Below are 20,139 nucleotides of genomic sequence, written 5' to 3'. Positions count from 1 at the left end.
GTTCCGCCTCGGCGGAACGACCCGGTTGCCTGAGGTGGGAAAACGCTCCCGCGCCTGATCAAGACCGGCGTGAGGCCTGGATTTTACCTTTTCTTTGCCAAGTGTCACACCGGCTTGACGGCTCGTCAGACCTCGGATGAGAGCGCCGTCACAGCCTGGTGATTGGCGGCTTTCGTCCGGATTTCGCAACTACACAGAGTATCCAATTGGGCGTCAGTTCTCGTTTATGAGTGCTCGAAGCCCTTCCGGGGAGCAAAGACCGTCCCGGGTTCGTGTTACCGGTCGGTAACGAACCCCTTGTGCGGCGGGCGCGAGTAGACCACGATCACATCCGCTCGGTCTGTTAATCCGACGATCCCCGAAACGATCGCGCGGCAGCAGGTCCCCACCGGGTCGGCAGAGCTTCTCGTCGCTGCCGTAGCCGAGGAGTCCGCGACGGACTCGCCTCGGCCCGCATGCCGCGGTCCGGCGCGTGCCGGACTCGTCCCATCCGCTCGTGGAGGAGTAACGCATGAAGGACGCAGTGGGCGCCCAGGTGCTGGGCGGTACCAAGTGGAAGCGCTTCGCTCTGGTGATGGTGCCGACCGTCGGCATCGCCGGCGCGCTGACCGTCTCGATGGCCCAGGGTGTGCTGGCGAGTTCCTTCGCCGTGTCGGGCCAGGCGTTCAAGGTCACGGCCAGCGAGCTGGACGGTACGAACTTCATCCAGTCCGGCGATGTCGTCCCGACCGCCGATGGCAGCGCGCACGCGGTGGCCGTGGCCGGTATCTCGAAGGCGACGATCAGCCAGATGTGCCAGTCCGTCGACGTGCCGCTCTCGTTCCCGGGGCTCGGCACCACCCACCTGACCATCGTGCTCAAGGCCGGCCAGGACAAGGGCAACCCGGTGACCGCCACCAGCCTGGTGCTCGACACCAACCAGGTGAACACCTCGGAGGCCGACTTCACCGGTGTCAACATCGGTGCCTCCGCTGCCGACGTCGACTCCAAGTACAAGATTTCCGGCTGGCAGAAGCACGGCCCCGACGGCAAGCCCACGAACTTCGCGGCCGGCGACTTCGCCCAGGTCGTCGACAACGCCGTCCTGAAGGACGTGAAGCAGACCGCGTACTCGACCACCGCCGGGACCATGACCCTGCCGGGCCTGTCGATCTCGGCGAACTTCAACGGGACCGAGTGCTACTAGCCTCTTGAGGCTCTGAAGCGTTCTGAGAAACCCTGGAGGGCGGGCGCGAGTAGGGCGCGCCCGTCCCATCCATCAGCACCACATCGGGAGTAGCTGTGAGCACCATCGACGTCGAGATGGCCGGAAGCCAGGAGCATCCTGTGGTCCGGGGATGGCGCGCGTTCCGGGTGTGGCGTCGGTCGCGGCCGTTCTGGGCCGGGCTGTGGACGCTCATCGCGGCCCTGGAGCTGTGGTCCATCCCGTTCCTCCAGCCGCTGATGACGCAGGGCAAGCTGAACGTCAAGATCGCCGGCATCGCGGGCGTGTCGACGATGGCCATCACCCCGGCGCTGATCATGATGGCCATCGCCATGTGGTTCGCGCCCGGCTACCGGGTCTTCGCCGGCGTCTTCACCCTGGTGTGCGCGCTGCTGTCCCTGGTGGTGTCGAACTTCGGCGGCTTCCTGCTGGGGATGCTGCTCGGGGTGTTCGGCGGCGGGCTGGCGTTCTCCTGGACGCCGCGGCTGACCGAGGAGCAGATCGCCGCGCAGGCCAGAGCCGAACAGGCCTACCGGGACGCGCTGGCCGGCGACATGCCGCCCTCGGCGCGCGCGCCGCTGGCCGCTTCGGCCGCCGACGGTGCCGACGGCGCTGACGGCGCTGACGGCCGTCCGACGATCCCGGGCCAGGTCACCCCCTACCAGTTCCAGGGGGCCGAGGAGGAGTACTCGGCCGCCGGACCCATTCCGGGCGTCGCGGGTTACCAGGGCACCAGGGGCGAGATGACCTCGGCCCTGCCGCAGGCTGGCGACCCGGAACCCGCCGATACTGTTCCGGCCACGCCGCCGCGGGATGTCGTCCCGCCGCTGCCGCGGGCCGAGGACACACCTGCAGGGGGCATGACGTCTTGAGTGTCACTGGCGGCAACGACAACGACAACGAGAACACCGCCGGACCGGACCCGGAGGAGCCGCGGGCTCACCGGGAGGCCGGTACGGCGGCGGGCGCGGGCCACGCGCCGGCCGGGGCCGGCACCACCGGTACTGGCACTGGCACTGGCACTGGCACCACTGGCACCGGCACCGGTGCCGCCGGCTTCGCCGACATCGCCGAGCTGCGGGCCGCGATCCTGCGGGCCGAGCGCGCCAGGCTCGCCGGTGCCGCGGGGGCGCCGGCCGGGCGCGACGCGGCGCTGGCGGCCCTGATGCGGGCCCGGCGCGCACCCCAGGCCGCCACCGCGTCCTCCGGCGTGTTCGGGCTCGACGCCGGCCCGGAGCCGGAGCCCGACACCGAGACCCCGCTGCGCTCGCGCGGCGGCGGCGTGAACAAGCCCCGCGCGGCCGTGCCGACCCCGCTGCTGGCCGCCGAGGCCGCGCGCCTGGTGGACGCCGCGCACACCAAGCGGGCCCGCATGGTCACCGCGATCGGGCTGCCGGCCGTCTTCCTGGCCGCCACCGGCGTCGCGGTGATGCCGACGGTCGCGAACGCGGCCAGCGCGTCGTCCTCGCCTTCGTCGTCCACGGCCTGCGCGCCGGGCTCGGCCGCGGTGAAGAACCCGGCTGCCCCGAAGACCGACGCGCCGTCCACGGCACCGAGCTCCGGAGCGAGCACCCCCAGCTCCTCGGCGAGCAAGCCCGGCTCCGTCGCGACCCCCGGCGCCCCGCAGCCGACCTCCGTCCCGACCTCGCCGCAGCAGTCGGCGCCGTCGAGCCGGCCCTCGAGCGCGCCCTCGGGCACGACGGCCCCGCCGGTCAAGCCGACGCCGACCAGCGCCCCGACGGGCACCACCGCGCCGCCGAGCAAGGCGCCCACCACGGCCCCGTCCTCGGCGCCGAGCACCACGCCGACCCCGAGCTCGTCGGTCACCTGGTGGAACCCGCTGAGCTGGCTGACCACCCAGGTCAACGACGTGTTCAACCCACCGGCCTCGTCCTCGACGACCAACTCCACGGTGAACAAGCTGGCCGCCGCGCCGGCCGCGGCCCCGAGCACGAATCCGACGTCCTCCCCGACGCCGCTGCTGTCGATCGGCCTGGGCTCGTCGTCGAGCTCGTCGAGTCCGTCCAGCCCGGCCACGGCGCCGAGCTCGAAGCCGAGTTCGGACCCGACCACGGTGCCGAGCACGCCGCAGCCGACGTCCTCTGACTCGGCGAAGCCGCCGACGTCGAGCACGCCGTCGAGCTCCGCACCGTCCTCGTCGGCGTCGACCAGCCCCTCGGGGGTGCCCTCGACGATCACGATCGGCGGGAAGTCGATCGCGGTGCCGCCCCCGCCGAGCACCGTGTGCGTGAACTCCGCGGACTCGGGCGCCCTGCGCGAGGCGGAGTGGCACCTGAACGCCTCGTCGCTGACCCTCTACGGGCAGAAGTTCCTCGGGTTCCAGAACATCCAGACCGGTGACGGCCAGACCGTGACGGTCATGGCCATCCACGCGGACTCGATCGACCTGGTCGACATGGTCACGTACAACGAGGACGGCAATCTGCCGGTGCTGTCCAACGGCGGTAAGGGTGCGGACGTCCACCTGACCAACGTCACCCTGCACGTCCTGCAGCAGAAGGGGACGCTGGTCTCGCCGCTGCCGCTCGGGCCGGTCACGCTGGGTCCTCCCGGTGAGGCGGGGACCGACCTGGCCAGCCAGCTCGTGATGGCGTTGCTCCCGCTGGACCTGCCGTTCCCGGAGACCTTCACGGACGTGTCCGTGGACCAGTACCTGCTGACCTCCGACACGCTCGACATCCCCGGCTTCAACGTCCTGGCGGCCCCGGCCGGCACGAACGCGAAGGCGGCGCACGCGGCACACTGAGCCGTCCGAGCCAGCCGTCCGAGCCCGGTCGCGAGAAAACGATCACCAGGCCCGTGCCCGCCCTCCCGGCGGGCACGGGCTTCTGCTTTGATGAGAACTCCGACACCGCCGTCGGATCACCAGTCCGCAACCCGGGCTCGCGAGAAAGGGTCGGCGCCGAGATGGGCGAGTTCGTACGCGTGGAATCCGAGGGAGCGGTGGGCGTGATCCGCCTGGACCGCCCGAAGATGAACGCGCTGAACGTACAGGTGCAGCGCGAGTTGCACGAGGCCGCCGACCAGCTGAGCGCCGACGACGCCGTCCGGGCCGTGGTGATCTGGGGCGGCGAGCGGGTGTTCGCGGCCGGCGCGGACATCAAGGAGATGCAGGACATGTCCTACGCGGACATGGCGCAGCACTCCGTCCGGCTCCAGAACGCCTTCAAGGCGCTGGCGGGCATCCCCAAGCCGGTCATCGCCGCCATCACCGGCTACGCCCTGGGCGGCGGCTGCGAGCTGGCCCTGACCGCCGACTTCCGGGTCGCGGCCGAGGACGCCAAGCTCGGCCAGCCGGAGATCCTGCTCGGCCTGATCCCCGGCGCCGGCGGCACGCAGCGGCTCCCGCGCCTGGTCGGCCCGGCCAAGGCCAAGGATCTCATCTTCTCCGGCCGCCAGATCGACGCCGCCGAGGCGCTGGCCATCGGCCTGGTGGACCGCGTGGTGCCGGCGGCCGAGGTGTACAAGACTGCTGTGGAGTGGGCGGGCACTTTCGCCGGGGGTCCGGCGTTGGCCCTGAAGGCGGCCAAGGAGGCCGTGGACCACGGGCTGGAGGTGGACTTGGACACCGGTCTGGAGATCGAGCGGCTGCAGTTCACCGGCACCTTCGCCACCGACGACCGGACCGAGGGCATGCGGGCTTTCGTCGCCAAGGAGAAGCCGGGCTTCACCGGACGTTGAATGAGGTAGGGGCCCCGCGGGGGTCCCGGTAAAGCCAAGGAGGCGTCACGGCCATGGAACAGCTTCCACAGGCGGCCCAGGCCCGGATGGACGAGATCCGGAGCTCCGGCACCTGGGGCTCGGCCCTGACCACCAACGAGTTCGCCGCCGTGCGCGCCGCCGGCTTCGAACCGGTGGGCCAGGTGCTCGGTTCGTGCGTGTACCACCTGGGCTACACCGGGGCCTACAACTGCCCTGGGGCGTGGATGGGCGGTGCGGGGTACACCTCGACCTCCACGGGCCGCTATTCGGCCTACGGGCCGCTGACGCAGTCCCTGTACGAGGCGCGCCGGCTGGCCCTGGACCGGATGAGCACCGAGTGCTCGATGCTCGGCGGCGACGGCGTGGTCGGCGTGCGGCTGGCGATCCGGCGCTTCCCGGCCGGCGGGCTGGAGTTCACGGCGATCGGCACCGCGGTGCGCGCCTCGGGCAGCGCCGTGAAGCTGCGACACCCGTTCACCTCCCACGTCACCGGCCAGGAGTTCGCCAAGCTGGTGATGAACGGCTGGGTCCCGGTGTCGCTGGTGCTCGGCATCGCCATCGGCACCCGGCACGACGACTGGTGGACCCGGATGTCCTCCCGCCGCTGGGCCGGCAACCAGGAGGTGGAGGGCTACACGGACCTGGTGAACCAGACCCGCCACGCCTCCCGGGAGGAGCTGGCCCGGCACGTGCGCGGCGTGCACGCCGACGGCGTAGTGGTGTCCTCCATCGAGCTGGAGATCCGGGAGCGCGAGTGCCCGGTCACCGACGGCCAGCGGGACCACATCTGCGAGGCGACCGCGATCGGCACCGCCATAGCGGCGTTCAAGACCAGCGGACAGCCGGCCCGGACCGGCTCGCTGGCGATCATGTCGCTGGACCCGGAGCGGCGCGCGGCCGCCCGGCGCGAGACTTCCGTGCGGTACCTGTGACTCCCTTCAACGAGGGCTGGAGAGGCAGAGAAAATGGCTGACAAGATCGCCCACACCGCCGCCGGCGTGCCCGAGGACGCCATGCGGCGCCTGGCCGAGCTCAAGCCCGGGGCCCCCGGCTCGATCTTCACCTCGGACCTGTCGGTGAACGAGTTCCTGCTGGTCAAGGAGGCCGGCTTCCGGCCGCTGGGACTGGTCCTGGGCTCCTCGATCTACCACGTGGGCCTGCAGGTCGCGCGCTGGGGCAAGAGCCAGGAGCTCGACGTCCTGAGCCAGGCCATGTACCACGCCCGCGAGCTGGCGATGACCCGGATGGAGGCCGAGGCGGACGCGCTCGGCGCGGACGGGATCGTGGGCGTGCGCCTGGAGGTGGAGTTCAAGGAGTTCGGCGCCGACGTCGCGGAGTTCATCGCGATCGGCACCGCGGTCAAGGACGACGGCACCGGCCAGCACGGGAACGTCACCTGGCGCAACAACAAGAACCAGCCCTTCACCTCGGACCTGTCCGGCCAGGACTTCTGGACCCTGATCCGCGCCGGCTACGCGCCGCTGGGCATGGTGATGGGCTCGTGCGTGTACCACATCGCGCACCAGCGCTTCGGCGCGGCGCTGGGCAACATCGGCAAGAACGTCGAGCTGGAGCAGTTCACCCAGGCCCTGTACGACGCCCGCGAGCTGGCCATGGCCCGCATGCAGTCCGAGGCCGAGGCACTGCACGCGGAGGGCATCGTCGGCGTCCAGCTCCGCAACCACAGCCACACCTGGGGCTCGCACACCACGGAGTTCTTCGCCCTGGGCACCGCGGTCCGCCCGCTGCGCCCGGACCACCAGATCGAGCGCCCGACGATGGTGCTGAGCCTGGACTAGAGACCCGCACACCCGCATCGAAAGAGTGGTTGAGTAGGCGGTATGACCACTGACAACCTCCCGGAGCCGGCGGCCGGAGACGACAACGACGTCTCCGCCGAGCTGATCGCGGCCTCCCTGCGCGCCGACACCGCGGACCTGGAGATCTACGCGCGCGTGCTGTCCACGAACCTGATCGACACCCTCCCGCCCGGCGCGGTGAAGCTGGAGCGCAAGCGCAGCCTCTCCGACCGCGCCGCCGGCCGCGAGGGGCGCGTGGAGTCGGTCGACGTGACGCTCGGCGAGCAGCGCATGACCCTGCGCCTGGGCAAGCACGGCCCGGTCGGCGAGGTGTGCAAGGAGGTCCGCGGCATCGTCCTGTCCCGGCAACAGGTGGCCATGGACGTGTGGATCGAAACCCTGTCCACGGCCATCGCCGAGACCGCGCGCTCGAACGCCCGAGCCCGCGAAGTGCTGCAACGCTTCGTCCTGGGCGACTAGAACCCGAACCGGCGAAGCTTCCGAGCCCGCTCGGAACCTCTGAGCGAGATCACGAGTCGGCAACGGCGCGCCCTTCGAACTGGCGCGCCAACCCGCTGATTCGGCAAAGTGGCGAACCACGTGTGCCCACCGGCGCCGTGAACCCCGCCCGCCACACGGAAGCACGGACCGCCCATGACAACGCCGCCCGACGCGGGGAACGACCCCGACCGTCCCGGCGAGCCGCGCGGCCTGGAGAGCTACCCGGAGTTCTTCGCCTACCCGATCGATCCCGACGTACACGAGACCGCGGTGATACCGCGGTATCAGAGGCCTGGAACGGCGGGAACCGCGAAAACCGGGGCGGGCGAAGGGATCCGGGCCGGGGGCGGGGCCATGTATCCGGAGACTTATATAAAGGACAAGCCCTCCGGCCACTCGCCACCGCCTCCGCACGCGCAGGCTCAGATTCCGCCGATGCGGGTGCCGGATGCGCAGCCGCCGCACGCGCAAACGCAGTCGGCGCCGACACTTCCGCCGCCATACACACAAAGTCAGCAGCCGCCGGCCTCGCGCTCATCGGCACCGGGCCAGCCGCCGTACGCGCAAACCCCCGCGCCGACGCAGCCCACGCTTCCGCCGCCGACTCCCTACGAGCCGCAGGCATCGGCCCCAACTCCGCCGCCGCATGCGCAAACTCCTGCGCTAGCGCGGCCCACGTCGGCTCCTTACGAGACGCAGGCATCGGCCGCACCTTCGGCGCTGTACGCGCAATCTCAATCGGCGCCCGCTCTTCCGGCGCCGCATGCGCAAACCCCCGCGCCCGCGCAGCCCACGCTTCCGCCGCCGGCTCCCTACGAGCCGCAGGCATCGGCCCCAACTCCGCCGCCGTACGCGCAAACTCCTGCGCTAGCGCGGCCCACGCCGGCTCCCTACGAGCCGCAGGCATCTGCCCCAACTCCGCCGTTGTATGCGCAATCTCAATCGGCGCCCGCTTTTCCGCCGCCGACTCCCTACGAGCCGCAGGCATCGGCCGCACCTCCGCCGCCATACGCGCAATCCCCATCGGCGCCAACGTTTTCGTCGGCGTTCTCGCGCACATCGGCACCGGCCCAGGCGTCATACGCGCAAACCCCCGCGCCCGCGCAGCCCACACTTCCACCGCCAGCCCCCTACGAGCCGCGGGCATCCGCCCCGCACTCGGCCCAGCCCCCACCACCCCCCAGACCACCCCGCCCCCGCACCCCGGGCCGCCGTCGTGCCAAGCGCAGCCTCCTGGCCTCGCTCTGGCCGTTCCAGGCCTTCAGCCGCCCCGCCGCGGCCTCGAACTCCGGCCACATCCGTTCTCGCTCCACCACCGCGACCGTGTGGCGGAAGCTGCGGGCTGATCGGGCGGCCGTCATCGGGGGCTGGACCATCGTGCTGCTGGTGCTGTTGGCGGTGTTCGCGCCGGTGGTCACCGGGGCGTTCGGGGTGGGGCCGAATACGCTGCATCCCGAGCTCACCGATGCCACCTTCGGGCCGCACGGCTCGTTCGGCGGCATCAGTTGGGCGCATCCGCTCGGTGTTGATCAGCGCATGGGGCGCGACATCATGGCGCGGCTGTTGTTCGGCGCTCGGGTGAGTCTGCTCATCGCCGGGGGTGCGACGCTTCTCAGCGTCGCTCTCGGCGTGGGGCTCGGGGTGGTCTCCGGGTACCTCGGCGGGCTGGTCGACCTGGTCATCATGCGGGTCGCCGACGTCTTCCTGGCTTTTCCGCTGATGCTCTTCGCCCTCGGGCTCACCGGGGCCCTGTCCGATCAGGCCTTCGGGCTGTCCGGGAACTCCCTGCGCATCGCCATCATGATCTTCGTGATGGGCTTCTTCAACTGGCCCTACATCGCCCGCATCGTGCGTGCGGAGGTGCTCTCGCTGCGCGAGCGCGAGTTCGTCGACGCCGCTCGGGCGCTGGGGGCCACGACGCGTTGGATCGTGTGGCGGGAGCTGATGCCCAACCTGCTCGCGCCGATCCTCGTCTACACCACCCTGCTCATTCCGGCGAACATCATCTTCGAAGCCGGATTGTCCGCGTTGGGTATAGGTCTGGACCCGCCCGCCGCCTCGTGGGGCCAGATGCTGACCGACGCGGTCGCCACCGTGTACACCGACCCGGAGTATCTGATCGTGCCAGGCATGGCAGTATTCATCACCGTGCTGGCGTTCAACCTGTTCGGCGACGGGTTGCGGAACGCCACCGATCCCACTGCGCAGTGACGCTCGCGGCACGACGCCGGCCCTCGCCGGCCATGAAGAAGGAAACCGCTGTGATACCTAAGTTCGCGATCCGCGCGGGGGCCCTTGCCGCGGCGCTCGCCCTGGTCCTGTCCGCCTGCGGTTCCAGCGGCGGCGGGGCCGGGACCTCGGCCATGGGACCGGGCTTCGACCTGGCGAGCAAGCAGGTGCTGAACCCGTCGACCAAGACCGGCGGCACCATCAACCTGATCTCCTCGCAGTCGTTCGACTCGATCGACCCCGGGATCACCTACTCCGCGCAGACCTGGAACCTGTTCCGGCTCTTCGCCCGGCCGATGATGGCCTACGAGCACACCCCCGGCGGCAACCAGATCGTCGGCGACCTGGCCACCGGCCCGGGCCAGCAGAGCAACGGCGGCAAGACCTGGACGTACACCCTGCGCCAGAACGCCACCTTCGAGGACGGCACGCCGATCACCTCCACCGACGTGCGCTGGGCGATCGAGCGCTCCAACTGGTCCTCGCTGGTCGGCAACGGCCCGACCTACTTCCACAACATCCTCACCCCGCCGAACGACCCGCGGTTCACGAACCTGGACGTGTACAAGTCCGGGGACAAGATGTTCGACAACATCATCGAGACGCCCAACGCGCAGACCATCACCTTCAACCTCCCGCAGGCCTTCGGCGAGTTCGACTACGTGATGACCCTGCTGCAGACCGCCCCGGTCGAACACGCCGTGGACGCCAAGGACTCCGGCGCGACCTACGGCAAGAAGCCGATCTCCACCGGCGCCTACAAGATCCTCAGCTACGACCCGGGCAAGGAGCTCAAGCTCGTCCCGAACCCGGCCTACAACCAGGTCTCCGACCCGAACAAGATGCACCAGGCCCTCGCGAGCGTGGTCGACGTCCAGCTCGGCGTGGACTCCGCCGAGCGCGACCAGCGGCTGCTGGACGGCCAGGCCGACGCCGACCTCGGCTCGGCACTGACCGTGGCCAACCACGCCAAGGTGCTGCAGGACAACGTCCTGAAGTCCCAGACCGACGACGCCGCGGACTCCTCGATCGCCTACTCCTCGATCAACACGCAGCTGATCACCGACGTCTCCTGCCGGCAGGCGATCGAGTACGCGGTGGACAAGAACACCGTGCTGAACCAGCTCGGCGGCCAGTGGGGCGGCACGATCGCCACCAACCTGCTCACCGACGGCATCCCCGGCGCGGTGGCGTTCCCGTCGTACACCTACGACCCGGGCAAGGCGAAGAGCCTGCTGGCGCAGTGCAAGGCGAGCTCGCCGGCCCTGTTCGACAGCAGCGGCGCGCTGTCCTTCAAGATCGCCGCCCAGACCAACGCCCCCGACCTGCAGAACGCCGCCACCGCGATCCAGTCCTCGCTGGCCGGCGTCGGCATCAACACCCAGGTCACGCTGTTCCCGTTCGGCCAGTACAGCCAGTACTGCGGCAACGAGGCCTACTCCAAGGCACACCGGCTGGGCATGTGCCTGGCCAACTGGGGCCCGGACTGGCTGACCGGCTACGGCATGCTCGACCAGCTGGTCACCCGCAACGGCATCTCGGCCACCGGCAGCCAGAACTACGCGTTCCTGGACGACCCGACGGTCAACGCCCTGGAGAAGGAGGCGCTGTCCAGCGTCGAGCCCAGCACCCAGCAGCAGGACTGGGTCAAGATCGACCACCGCGTGATGGACCTGGCCGCGGTCGTGCCGCTGATGGACCGGCACGTCATGCGGTTCCGCTCGGCGCGGCTGACCAACGTGATGATCAACCAGGCCGGCTCCGGCGGCTACGACCTGTCCGTCCTGGGCGTGAAGTGACCTGCGCCGTGCGCCCGGCCGCCGGCTCGGTACGCCCGGTACGCCCGGCCGCCGGCCCGGCCGGCCGGGTAAGCCCTGGCCCGAGCCGGTTCGGGCGCACGGCGAAACCACAGTGAAACGAGGGGAGCACGCGGCGGCATGACGACCTTCCTGATCCGCCGGGCCGTCACCGCCGTGATGCTCATGCTCGGCGTGGTCCTGGTGACCTTCCTGGTCTTCTACGTCGTGCCCGGGATCGGCGGCCGCAGCACCGACCAGCTGGCCGCGCAGTTCGCCAGCCGCGACCCCTCCCCGGAGCAGCTGGCGCTCATCGAGCACCGGCTGGGCCTGGACCAGCCGCTGTACGTCCAATTCTGGGACTATCTCAGAGCCCTGGTGGCCGGGGAGGACCTGCCGCCGGGCTCGGGCGCCGCGCACTGCTCGGCGCCCTGCCTGGGCTACTCCTGGCGGCTGCACGAGTCGGTGCTGGCGCTGATCCTGGACCGGCTGCCGGTGACGGTCTCCATCGCGGTCGGCGCGGCGGTGCTGTGGCTGGTGCTCGGCGTGGCCTCCGGCGCCCTCGCGGCCGTCGCCCGGGGCGGTTTCGCCGACCGCGCGATCCGGGTGGCCGCACTGCTCGGGGTCTGCATGCCGGTGGTCTTCATCGGTCCGCTGGCGCGGGCCAAACTCACCTGGCTGTTCCCCTCGGTGACCTATTACTCGTTCCTGCACAACCCTTTCGTCTGGGCCGACCACCTGGCGCTGCCCTGGGTGACGCTGGCGATGGGCTATTTCGCGCTCTACACGCGGCTCACCCGCTCGGGCATGATCGAGGCCTTGTCCGGCCAGTTCATCCGGACCGCGCATGCCAAGGGCCTGAGCCGCCGGCGGGTGGTGTGGCAGGCGCTGCGGACCACGCTCCCGACCGTGGCCACGGTCTTCGCCATGGACCTGGGCCTGCTGCTGGGCGGCGCGGTCCTGGCCGAGAAGATCTACGGCCTGCACGGCATCGGGGACCTGGCGCAGAACGGCGTGGACGGCCAGGACCTGCCGGTGGTGCTGGGCGTCACGCTGTTCTCAGGGGTCTTCATCGTTGTCGCCAACTTCGCCGTCGACGCCGCCTATGCTGTCCTGGATCCGCGCGTCCGGCTGGACTGACGCCGCCGGGCCCGCGGCTACCTTAGACGGGCGATCACTTCCCCTCTAAGGCCCCGTCTGTCAAGGGGCAAACGCCTAAGGATGCGGTCTGTCGCGGGTAACACCCCGTTAACCCAAGGAGCGGTTACCACCCACTCCTAAGGTGGCGATGGCGCCCTCTGATACCCCGAAATGGCTCGGTGACCGGCCGATCCAGGATTGATCACAGTTCGGACAAGGCTGCCTCAACCCCCTAGCCAAGCCGGGGGCCGAGGCGCCACTCTCCTGTGGAGGGCCCCGGCCCGACAGTGCAATGTGCAATACCACCGGCGTGACGTTAGCGCGGCCGCCGGGCGTGACGCGATCACGACTCCGCCCTGCCTGACTCTCCGGTGCGCTCACAAGGCCTTCCGAGTCAGACGACCACCGAGGATTCACATGACAACGCTGCCAGGGGACGCCTCCACCCTGCACGACGACTTCGGCGAACCGAGCACGCCGGAACCCGGAACTCCGGCGGCGAAGGCGATCGAGGGCCGTTCGCTCACCAAGATCGCCTGGACTCGGTTGAAGCGGGACAAGGTCGCCATGTCGGCCGGGTGCGTCGTCGTGCTGATGTGCCTGCTGGGCCTGTTCTCGGCTCTCATCTACCCGCATCTGGGCGGCGGGCCCCAACTGCCCCACTCCGCCCTCATCGACGGCGACACCACGCTCCCCACCGGCACCGCCGGCGGCATCAGCGCCCAGCACTGGCTCGGCGTGGACCCGACCTTCGGCCGGGACCTCGCCGCCCGCATCGTCGAGGGCGCCAAGTGGTCGCTGCTGATCTCCTTCGCCTCCACCATCCTGACGGTGATCCTGGGCCTGGTCGCGGGCCTGCTGGCCGGCTACTTCGGCGGCTGGGTGGACAGCGTGGTGAACTGGCTGATGGCCGTGTTCCTGGCCTTCCCGGTCGTGCTGTTCGGCATCGCGCTGGTCTCCGGCATGCCCACCACGGCCTTCGGCCTGAACAACCTGTGGCTGCACGTCGTGCTGCTGATCCTGATCATCGGCGGATTCGGCTGGGCCTACTTCGGCCGCATCGTCCGCGGCCAGGTGCTCACGCTGCGCGAGAAGGAGTTCGTGGACGCCTCCCGGAGCCTGGGCGCCGGTGAGCTGCGGATCGTCTTCAAAGAGATCATGCCGAACCTGATCGCCCCGATCCTGGTCTTCACCTCGCTGCAGATCCCGGCCAACATCCTGGCCGAGGCGGCGTTCTCCTTCCTCGGCGTCGGTATCCCGCTGCCGCACGCCTCGTGGGGCGGCATGCTCAACGACGCGCTGAACTACTACGAATACGACCCGGCATACCTGTTCATCCCAGGTATCGCGATCTTCGTCACCGTCCTGGCCTTCAACCTGTTCGGCGACGGCGTCCGCGACGCGTTCGACCCCAAGGCCGGCCGCTGAGCGACATCAAGCACGACCCAGCAACGCAAAGCAATTCATCCACGAAAGGGGATCAGCAACCGATGTCTAATCGGCGATCCAAGGTGGCCTTCGCAGCCACCAGCGTTGTGCTGACGATAGCCGTCGCCGCTTGCGGTTCGTCCAGCAGCAGCCCGTCAGCCGCGAAGACCAGCGGCGGGGTGGCTCCCACCACCGCCGGTGGCGACCAGGGCAACGTCGCGGCCGCGTTCAACGCCGCGACCAAGGGCGTCGTGAACGCCTCGACCGCCAAGGGCGGCACGCTGAACCTGCTGGCCACGGCGGACTTCGACTCGATGGACCCGACGCGTACGTACTACGCGTACTCCTGGGACTTCCAGCGGTTCTTCACCCGCAGCCTGATGGGCTTCGACGCCAAGCCCGGCGAGGACGGCACCAAGGCCGTTCCGGACCTGGCCACCGGCAAGGGCGTGGTGACCAATGGTGGCAAGACCATCACCTACACCCTCAAGGACGGCATCAAGTTCCAGGACGGGACCACGATCACGTCCAAGGACATCAAGTACGGCATCGAGCGCAACTTCGCGCAGGACGTCCTGCCCGGCGGCCCGACGTACCTGCACGACATGCTCGACGAGGGCCAGAACTACCCCGGCCCGTACAAGGACACGGACCCGAACAAGCTGGGTCTGAAGTCGGTCGTGACGCCGGACGACAAGACGATCGTCTTCAACCTGGCCGCGCCGTACTCGGACTGGGACTACATCATGACCCTCCCGTCCGCGGCGCCGGTCGAGGAGAAGTTCGACCAGGACCCGAACACCGGTGGCGCGAAGTACGCCAACCACGTGCAGTCGACCGGTCCGTACGAGATCCAGAGCTACGAGCCGAACAAGTCGGTCGTGCTGGTGCCGAACCCGAACTGGGACCCGAGCACCGACACCATCCACCACCAGCTCGTCAACAAGATCGTGCTGACCGAGGGCCTGGACAGCGACGACATGGACAAGCGCCTGCTGTCCGGTCAGGGCGACATCGAGATCGAGTCGACCGGCGTGCAGTCGGCCGCGCAGACCCAGATCCTGCGCGACCCGAACCTGAAGAAGTCCTCGGACTCCCCGCTGACCGGCTTCACCCGTATGTTCGCGCTGGACCCGAACGTCCCCGAGCTGTCGAACGTCGACTGCCGCAAGGCCATCGAGTACGCGGCGAACAAGGTCGACCTGCAGACCGCGCGTGGCGGCCCCATCGGCGGCGGCGACATCGCCACCACCGTGGCGCCCCCGACCCTGCCGGGCTACAAGTCGTTCAACGACTACCCCTCGGGCTCGGACAACACCGGTGACCTGACCCAGGCCAAGGCGGAGCTGGTGAAGTGCGGCAAGCCCAGCGGCTTCCACACCAACATCGCCACCACCAACAAGGGCAAGGGCCCGAAGGTCGCGCAGGCGCTGCAGGCCGCTCTGGCCCGCGTCGGGATCCAGGCGGACATCCAGCAGTTCGACTCGTCGACCTACTACTCGACCGTCATCGGCACCCCGAGCAACGTCCACAAGAAGGACCTGGGCATCATGGTCGCCGGCTGGGGCGCCGACTTCCCGACCGGCTTCGGCTTCTTCTCGGCCATCTCCGACGGCCGCAAGATCCTGCAGGCCGGCGGTAACAGCAACTGGCCCGAGGTCAACGACCCGGCGATCAACGCCGCGCTGGACGACATGACCGCGACGACCGACGCCACGCAGAAGGCCAAGGACGTCCAGACCATCGACCAGGCGCTGATGGCCGGTGCGTACTACCTGCCCTTCACGTACGACAAGGCACTGACCTACCACAACCCGCGCGTCACCAACGTCTACATCACGAACGCCTTCGGGATGTACGACTTCGACAGCATGGGCGTGGACGACGGTAAGTAAGCAGACCCCTTCTTCCTGGTAGAAAGCAGGTGAAGGCAAAAGAGGGCCGGCGGGTCGCACCCCGACTTGCCGGCCCTCGCCGCCGCCTCCCGTGATCGCATTTCTGATCCGCCGCATCATCCAAGCGGTGACTGTGCTGCTCGCCGTCAGCCTCATCACGTTCGGCCTGTTCTTCCTGGTTCCCAAGTTGACCGGCTCCGACCCCGCGGCGCTGTTCGCCGGCCGGCTGACCAGCCCCGAAGCGCTGGAAGGGATCCGCATCAAGCTTGGGCTGAACCACCCGCTGCTGCAGCAGTACTGGGACTATCTCGGCGGCTTCTTCCACGCTCGCCACTTCGACAACGGTCCCGACAAGACGACCTGCACCTGGCCGTGCCTGGGCTACTCGTTCAAGAACGACCTGTCGGTCGGGCACCTGATCGCCGACCGGTTCCCGGTCACCCTGTCCCTGGCCATCGGCGCCCCGATCATCTGGCTGGTCACCGGTGTGACCGTCGGCCGCATCTCGGCGCTGCGTCCCCGCTCGTGGGCCGACCGCACCTCGATGCTGTTCGCGCTGGCCGCCATCTCGCTGCCGGTGTACTTCACCGCCGCGGTGCTGCGTCTGTTCGTGGTCTACAACTGGCACTGGCTGCCGGACATCAACTACGTCGGCTTCACCCACGATCCGGTGCTGTGGGCGAAGAACCTGATCCTGCCCTGGATCTCCCTGGCGACCCTGTACGCCGCCAGCTACGCGCGGTTCACCCGGGCCTCGATGCTCGACGTGCTCAACGAGGACTACATCCGCACGGCGCGGGCCAAGGGCCTGCCCGAGCGCACGGTCATCAACAGGCACGCGATGCGCCCGGTGGGCACCCTGATCATCACCCTGTTCGGGATGGACGTCGGCGCCCTGATGGGCGGCGCGATCCTCACCGAGTCCGTGTTCGGCCTCCCGGGGCTGGGCAAGCTCGGCTACGACGCCATCAGCCAGCACGACCTCCCGATCATCATGGGCGTGACGATCCTCGCGGCCTTCTTCATCGTCACGGCGAACGTCGTCGTCGACATGCTCTACGCCGTCATCGACCCGCGGGTGAGGCTCTCGTGAGCACCTTTATCGAGACCGAAAGGACGGTGTGAGCCGTGTCCACCACTGAGGAGACGACGCCGCTCTTGGAGAGCCCGGCGCCGTCGAAGTTCCTGGAAGTCCGTGACCTGCGCGTGCACTTCCCGACCGATGACGGCGTCGTGAAGTCCGTCGACGGCCTGTCCTTCGGGCTGGAGCGGGGCCGGACTCTGGGGATCGTCGGCGAGTCCGGTTCGGGCAAGTCGGTGACCTCGCTGGCGCTGCTCGGCCTGCACCGTTCGGCGCAGAAGAAGAAGAACGCCGCGCGGATCACCGGTGAGATCTGGCTGGACGGCCAGGAGCTGGTGACCGCCAGCGATGCCGACATCCGTCGGCTGCGCGGCGAGAAGATGGCGATGATCTTCCAGGATCCGCTGTCCTCGATGCATCCGTTCTTCACTGTGGGTGCGCAGATCATCGAGGCGTACCGGGTGCACAACCACGTGTCCAAGCAGGTCGCGCGCAAGCGGGCGATCGAGATGCTGGAGCTGGTCGGGATCCCGCAGCCGAACACGCGGGTGGACGACTATCCGCACCAGTTCTCCGGCGGTATGCGGCAGCGCGCGATGATCGCGATGGCGTTGGTGTGCAACCCGTCGCTGCTGATCGCGGACGAGCCGACGACGGCGTTGGATGTGACGGTGCAGGCTCAGATCCTGGATCTGATGCGGGATCTGCAGCGTGAGTTCAACAGTGCCCTGATCATCATCACCCACGACTTGGGTGTGGTGGCGGAGTTGGCTGACGACATCATGGTGATGTACGGCGGTAAGGCTGTGGAGTACGGTCCGGCGCACGATTTGTTCAAGGCACCGGAGCATCCGTACACCTGGGGGCTGTTGGGTTCGATGCCGCGGTTGGACCGGGCTCGTGCGGATCGGTTGACGCCGATCCAGGGCAACCCGCCGTCGTTGATCAACGTGCCGTCCGGCTGTGCCTTCCATCCGCGTTGCCCGTACACGGGCGAGACCGGGGGGCGTAGCGACACGGAGATCCCGCTGCTGGCTGAGACCAGCCCTGGGCACCTTGTGCGTTGTCACATGGACCCGGCTCGGCGGCGGGAGATTTTCACCGAGCAGATTCGGGAGACCCTGTGAGCACCGAAACCACTCCCGAGAACCCGGCTGTGGCAGACCCCGAGGCGCTGCTGAGCGTCTCGGGCTTGAAGAAGCACTTCCCGATCAAGCGCGGCGCGTTGCAGCGCCAGGTCGGCGCGGTGCAGGCGGTCGACGGCATCGACTTCTCGGTCCGGCCCGGCGAGACGCTGGGTCTGGTCGGCGAGTCCGGCTGCGGCAAGACCACCACCGGCCGGCTGCTGGCCCGGCTGCTGGAGCCGACCTCGGGCTCGATCAAGTTCGAGGGCCGCGAGATCTCGCACCTGTCCAGCGGGCAGATGCGGCCGCTGCGCCGGGACATCCAGATGGTGTTCCAGGACCCGCAGTCCTCGCTGAACCCGCGGCACACGGTCGGCACCATCGTCGGCGCGCCGTTCCACATCCAGGGCATCGAGACGCCCAACGGGATCAAGCGCGCCGTGCAGGACCTGCTGGAGCTGGTCGGCCTGTCGCCGGAGCACTACAACCGCTACCCGCATGAGTTCTCCGGCGGCCAGCGCCAACGCATCGGCATCGCCCGCGCCCTGGCCCTGCGGCCGAAGCTGATCGTCGCCGACGAGCCGGTCTCGGCCCTGGACGTGTCGATCCAGGCGCAGGTGGTGAACCTGCTGGAGGACCTGCAGGCGGAGCTGAACCTGGCGTACGTGTTCATCGCCCACGACCTGTCGGTGGTCCGCCACATCTCCGACCGCGTGGCCGTGATGTACCTGGGCAAGATCGTCGAGATCGCCGACCAGGCCGACATCTACGTCCGTCCGCACCACCCCTACACCACGGCGCTGATGTCCGCCGTCCCGATCCCGGACCCGGACCGCAAGGCCGGGACCGCCGAGGGACAGGTCGACCGGATCCGGCTGACCGGCGACGTCCCCTCGCCGATCAACCCGCCGAAGGGCTGCCGCTTCAGCACCCGCTGCTGGAAGGCGCAGGACGTGTGCAAGTCGGACGAGCCGCCGCTGCTGCAGATCGGCTCGGTCTCCGAGGCCGGCGTCGCGCACCAGGTGGCGTGCCACTTCCCGGAGAACGTGTAACAACGGTCGTCCGGCCCGGGCCCGGTGGGAGCTTCCGCTCCCGCCGGGCTTTCGGCATTGTGGGGCGGGTGTTCTCCACCGATGCCGGCTCGCACGCCGATGATTCGATAGCCGACTCGACCGCCGACTCGATGGCCGACCCGATGGCCGACGGGGTCTTCGCGGAGGCCGGGGAGGCCGGCGACGGTGCGTATGGCAGCGGTTCGGCCGGCGACTCCGCGTATGCCGGCGACCCGGCCGGCGATTACGGTTCGGCCGGCGACGAATCCTTCTTCGGCATGCAGAGCGAGGCCGGGGTCGTCTCCGGCGTCGCGCTCGGTCCCGGCCTGCGGCGTGGCGCGCTGGTGTGTGTCGGCGCGTTGGTGGGTCTCGGGGTGCTGTTCTGGGCCGGGCTGGCGGTGTACTACGTCTACCGCGTGTTCTTCGACAGCGCGCAGGTGAACCCTGACATGCCGCGCCTGCCCGACGGCCGCCCCTGGACCGCGTTCTATCTGGTCGGCGCGGTGTGGGCGATCGGCGTGGGCCTGTTCGGGCTGGTGTCGCGCTGGCACCCCCGGCTCCTGGTGTGGTGCTTCGCGTGCCTCGTGACCGCCTTCTTCTGGCCGGCGGGGATGGCCGCGTCGGCGATCGCGGTGGCCTGGCGCCGCCGGGACCTGGCCGCCTCGCGCCGGCTCGCGCTGGCCGTGCTCGCCGTCCTGGTGGCGGTCGGCGGCCCGGTGTGGCGGTTCGCGGCGCCGTCGTCCGCGGCCGAACCGGCCTCCGTCGCCTCGGACAGCGCCCTGATCGGCACCTGGCATTCACGCTCCGGGATGTCCGTGGCGCTCCACGGCGACGGCACGTACACCGCCGGCGCCCTCTCCGGCGGCGGCCTCGGCGCCGGCGACGGCGTACCGGCCTCCGCGGGCATGTGGGACTCCGAGAGCCCGGGCGGCCACTCCGGCGTGCGGCTCCAGATCGACGGCGACCTGTCCCACTCGGTCTGGTTCGACGTCTACAAGGCCGGCCCGGACCTTGTTCTGTGCGCCTCGGACGATCCCGGCAACCCCTGCCAGGTGGTGCTGCGGCGGTCCTAGTCGGTCTGCTGGTCAGTCTGCTGGCCGGTCTCCTCGTCAGTCAGAGTGCTGATGGTGTCCAACGCGGCCACGTCCTCAGCGCGAGCTCGAGATC

The 20,139-nt window shown here is 69.4% G+C and carries 17 protein-coding genes; 16 read left to right on the top strand and 1 reads right to left on the bottom strand.

The annotated features are described in order from the left end of the window. The first annotated feature begins 511 nt into the window (after nt 1–511). Together ABH920_RS26190 and ABH920_RS26185 are read left to right on the top strand one after the other, a co-directional pair. On the top strand, nt 512–1,186 hold the full coding sequence (locus ABH920_RS26190; protein WP_370351774.1) for a DUF6230 family protein: 675 nt from the start codon (nt 512–514) through the stop codon (nt 1,184–1,186). A gap of 95 nt (nt 1,187–1,281) precedes the next feature. Continuing rightward, nucleotides 1,282–2,076 (top strand): DUF6114 domain-containing protein, encoded by a 795-nt coding sequence (locus ABH920_RS26185; RefSeq protein ID WP_370351773.1) that lies wholly within the window; start codon nt 1,282–1,284, stop codon nt 2,074–2,076. Nucleotides 2,077–2,143: 67 nt separating this feature from the next. Here the strand turns inward: ABH920_RS26185 and ABH920_RS26180 are convergent, their stop codons facing one another. Continuing rightward, the gene (locus ABH920_RS26180; protein WP_370351772.1) at nt 2,144–3,445 is read right to left on the bottom strand and encodes a hypothetical protein; all 1,302 of its coding nucleotides are present in this window, start codon (nt 3,443–3,445) and stop codon (nt 2,144–2,146) included. A gap of 7 nt (nt 3,446–3,452) precedes the next feature. On the opposite strand from ABH920_RS26180, the gene ABH920_RS26175 reads away from it, so the two are divergent. The 14 genes from ABH920_RS26175 to ABH920_RS26110 all read left to right on the top strand — a co-directional run bounded on the left by ABH920_RS26175 (nt 3,453) and on the right by ABH920_RS26110 (nt 20,045). Then, entirely contained in the window at nt 3,453–3,971 is a 519-nt protein-coding gene (locus ABH920_RS26175; protein ID WP_370351771.1) for a hypothetical protein, read from the top strand. A gap of 161 nt (nt 3,972–4,132) precedes the next feature. Then, nucleotides 4,133–4,906, top strand: a complete 774-nt coding sequence (locus tag ABH920_RS26170; protein ID WP_370351770.1) for an enoyl-CoA hydratase/isomerase family protein — start codon at nt 4,133–4,135, stop codon at nt 4,904–4,906. A gap of 53 nt (nt 4,907–4,959) precedes the next feature. Then, nucleotides 4,960–5,859, top strand: coding sequence for a heavy metal-binding domain-containing protein (locus ABH920_RS26165; RefSeq protein WP_370351769.1), 900 nt, complete (start codon nt 4,960–4,962; stop codon nt 5,857–5,859). 33 nt (nt 5,860–5,892) lie between these two features. Beyond that, nucleotides 5,893–6,726 carry a heavy metal-binding domain-containing protein gene (locus ABH920_RS26160; protein ID WP_228563138.1) on the top strand — a complete coding sequence of 278 codons (834 nt, stop codon included), beginning with the start codon at nt 5,893–5,895 and terminating at the stop codon, nt 6,724–6,726. A gap of 42 nt (nt 6,727–6,768) precedes the next feature. After that, on the top strand, nt 6,769–7,206 hold the full coding sequence (locus ABH920_RS26155; protein WP_370351768.1) for a hypothetical protein: 438 nt from the start codon (nt 6,769–6,771) through the stop codon (nt 7,204–7,206). Between the two features lie 1,344 nt (nt 7,207–8,550). Continuing rightward, nucleotides 8,551–9,438: an ABC transporter permease gene (locus ABH920_RS26150; RefSeq protein ID WP_370351767.1), complete on the top strand. Its 888-nt coding sequence runs from the start codon at nt 8,551–8,553 to the stop codon at nt 9,436–9,438. A gap of 50 nt (nt 9,439–9,488) precedes the next feature. Then, nucleotides 9,489–11,255, top strand: a complete 1,767-nt coding sequence (locus ABH920_RS26145) for an ABC transporter substrate-binding protein (protein WP_370351766.1) — start codon at nt 9,489–9,491, stop codon at nt 11,253–11,255. A 138-nt stretch (nt 11,256–11,393) separates the two neighbouring features. After that, complete coding sequence (locus ABH920_RS26140; protein WP_370351765.1) at nt 11,394–12,392, top strand: ABC transporter permease; 999 nt, start codon at nt 11,394–11,396, stop codon at nt 12,390–12,392. Nucleotides 12,393–12,809: 417 nt separating this feature from the next. Next, nucleotides 12,810–13,820, top strand: coding sequence for an ABC transporter permease (locus ABH920_RS26135; protein WP_370351764.1), 1,011 nt, complete (start codon nt 12,810–12,812; stop codon nt 13,818–13,820). A gap of 62 nt (nt 13,821–13,882) precedes the next feature. Continuing rightward, a complete protein-coding gene (locus ABH920_RS26130; protein ID WP_370351763.1) occupies nt 13,883–15,715 on the top strand; it encodes an ABC transporter substrate-binding protein in 1,833 nt (610 codons plus the stop codon). A 91-nt stretch (nt 15,716–15,806) separates the two neighbouring features. Further along, entirely contained in the window at nt 15,807–16,808 is a 1,002-nt protein-coding gene (locus ABH920_RS26125; protein WP_370351762.1) for an ABC transporter permease, read from the top strand. Between the two features lie 35 nt (nt 16,809–16,843). Continuing rightward, nucleotides 16,844–17,923, top strand: a complete 1,080-nt coding sequence (locus ABH920_RS26120) for an ABC transporter ATP-binding protein (RefSeq protein WP_370351761.1) — start codon at nt 16,844–16,846, stop codon at nt 17,921–17,923. Next, complete coding sequence (locus ABH920_RS26115) at nt 17,920–18,972, top strand: ABC transporter ATP-binding protein (protein ID WP_370351760.1); 1,053 nt, start codon at nt 17,920–17,922, stop codon at nt 18,970–18,972. The genes ABH920_RS26120 and ABH920_RS26115 overlap by 4 nt, the downstream gene beginning before the upstream one ends. A 68-nt stretch (nt 18,973–19,040) precedes the next feature. Further along, nucleotides 19,041–20,045: a hypothetical protein gene (locus ABH920_RS26110; RefSeq protein ID WP_370351759.1), complete on the top strand. Its 1,005-nt coding sequence runs from the start codon at nt 19,041–19,043 to the stop codon at nt 20,043–20,045. The last annotated feature ends 94 nt before the right edge of the window (nt 20,046–20,139 follow it).

Origin of the sequence: Catenulispora sp. EB89 (genome assembly GCF_041261445.1) — a bacterium.
Taxonomy (GTDB): domain Bacteria; phylum Actinomycetota; class Actinomycetes; order Streptomycetales; family Catenulisporaceae; genus Catenulispora.
Note: the sequence above shows the minus strand (reverse complement) of the source record. Positions and strands in the feature narration are given on the sequence as shown.

Coding starts and splice junctions, on each gene's coding strand:
- ABH920_RS26190 (WP_370351774.1), top strand. CDS start 512: ATGAAGGACGCAGTGGGCGCCCAGGTGCTGGGCGGTACCAAGTGGAAG.
- ABH920_RS26170 (WP_370351770.1), top strand. CDS start 4,133: ATGGGCGAGTTCGTACGCGTGGAATCCGAGGGAGCGGTGGGCGTGATC.
- ABH920_RS26165 (WP_370351769.1), top strand. CDS start 4,960: ATGGAACAGCTTCCACAGGCGGCCCAGGCCCGGATGGACGAGATCCGG.
- ABH920_RS26160 (WP_228563138.1), top strand. CDS start 5,893: ATGGCTGACAAGATCGCCCACACCGCCGCCGGCGTGCCCGAGGACGCC.
- ABH920_RS26155 (WP_370351768.1), top strand. CDS start 6,769: ATGACCACTGACAACCTCCCGGAGCCGGCGGCCGGAGACGACAACGAC.
- ABH920_RS26140 (WP_370351765.1), top strand. CDS start 11,394: ATGACGACCTTCCTGATCCGCCGGGCCGTCACCGCCGTGATGCTCATG.
- ABH920_RS26135 (WP_370351764.1), top strand. CDS start 12,810: ATGACAACGCTGCCAGGGGACGCCTCCACCCTGCACGACGACTTCGGC.
- ABH920_RS26130 (WP_370351763.1), top strand. CDS start 13,883: ATGTCTAATCGGCGATCCAAGGTGGCCTTCGCAGCCACCAGCGTTGTG.